Source organism: Azotobacter beijerinckii (assembly GCF_900110885.1).
GTDB lineage: Bacteria > Pseudomonadota > Gammaproteobacteria > Pseudomonadales > Pseudomonadaceae > Azotobacter > Azotobacter beijerinckii.
Genome location: NZ_FOFJ01000171.1, coordinates 1 through 1,231, shown reverse-complemented (window position 1 = coordinate 1,231; position 1,231 = coordinate 1). Strand labels below are relative to the sequence as shown.

At 71.2% G+C, this 1,231-nt stretch carries 2 protein-coding genes and 1 pseudogene; all 3 read right to left on the bottom strand.

Annotation, left to right across the window (positions count from 1 at the left end; genetic code table 11):
- A pseudogene (locus BMY22_RS23455) lies at positions 1-276 on the bottom strand (NADP-dependent glyceraldehyde-3-phosphate dehydrogenase); the annotation flags it as partial.
- Between the two features lie 83 nt (positions 277-359).
- Positions 360-1,115, bottom strand: a complete 756-nt coding sequence (gene tpiA, locus BMY22_RS23450) for a triose-phosphate isomerase (protein ID WP_090625730.1) — start codon at positions 1,113-1,115, stop codon at positions 360-362.
- Positions 1,112-1,231: hypothetical protein (locus tag BMY22_RS24205; protein ID WP_143068637.1), on the bottom strand; the 120-nt coding region annotated here is incomplete at its 5' end. The genes BMY22_RS24205 and tpiA, both read right to left, overlap by 4 nt.

Genomic DNA, 1,231 nt, shown 5'->3' with positions numbered 1-1,231 from the left:
GCCCTGGCCGTTGTCGTAGGCCTTGACCGCGGCGTCCAGCGCGGTCAGCGCGGCCTCGGCGTCGAGCAGCGGGGTGCTGCCGAGGACGACCTGCTGGTCGCCCTTGTCGGTCTTCAGGTGGATCGGGCTGCGCACGGTGGCCAGCGGGCCTTCCCAGCGGCGCAGCGCGCCGTCGACCAGGTACTCGCGCTGCTCGATCGGCGCGCCGAGACGGTACTGCTCGGGGATTTCCGCGGCAGTGGGGAACAGGTTGTGCAGACGGCTCTCGGTGTTCATGGGGCTACCTCTTGTTCTCTTGGCGTCAGGGGCGCCGCCGGGACCTGTGTCCCGCGGCGCTGGCGGGTATGGGGTGGATAGGATCAGCGCGCGGCGGCCTGGCAGATTGCGGCGAACGCGGCCGCCTCCAGCGAGGCGCCGCCGATCAGTCCGCCATCGATGTCCGGCTGGGCGAACAGCGCGGCGGCGTTGTCGGCCTTGACGCTGCCGCCGTAGAGGATCGGCATGGCTTCGGCCTGCACGGGATCGTGTTGGGCCAGCAAGGCCCGGATGTGCCGGTGCACCGCCTGGGCCTGCTCGGGGCTGGCGGTCTCGCCGGTGCCGATGGCCCACACCGGCTCGTAGGCGATCAGCCCGGCGGCCAGGCCCTGCACGCCCGAACGGCGCAGGACCGCCTGCAGTTGGGCGGACACCACCTGCTCGGTCTGGCCCTGGCGGCGCTGCGCCTGGGTCTCGCCGACGCAGAGCACCGGCACCAGGCCGGCCCTGAGCGCCACGGCGAACTTCTCCGCCACCGTCTCGTCGCACTCGCGGTACAGGCTGCGCCGCTCCGAGTGGCCGACTAACACGTAGCGGCAGCCCAGCTCCTTGAGCATCCCGGCGCCGATCTCGCCGGTGAAGGCGCCTTTCTCGGCCGTGTGGAGGTTCTGCGCACCCAGCGCCACGCCGGAACCTTCCAGCAGGGCGGCGACCTGCGCCAGGTAGGAGAAGGGCGGGCAGACCGCCAGTTCGACGCCCTCCAGCACCGCCAGTTGCGGCAGCAGTTCTTCCAGCAGCGCGCGATTGGCGGCCAGGCTGCCGTTCATCTTCCAGTTGCCGATGACCCGTTTGCGCCTCATGCCGCACCTCCGCAGCAGCGACGCTTCAGCAGCGATTCGGCGCTATAGGGCGCCTGGCCCTGCAGCGCCTCCTCGATGCGCAGCAGCTGGTTGTACTTGCCCACCCGGTCCGAGCG

Bases quoted from the DNA above. Each gene is read 5' to 3' on its own strand.
- tpiA (WP_090625730.1), bottom strand. From the start codon at position 1,115: ATGAGGCGCAAACGGGTCATCGGCAACTGGAAGATGAACGGCAGCCTG.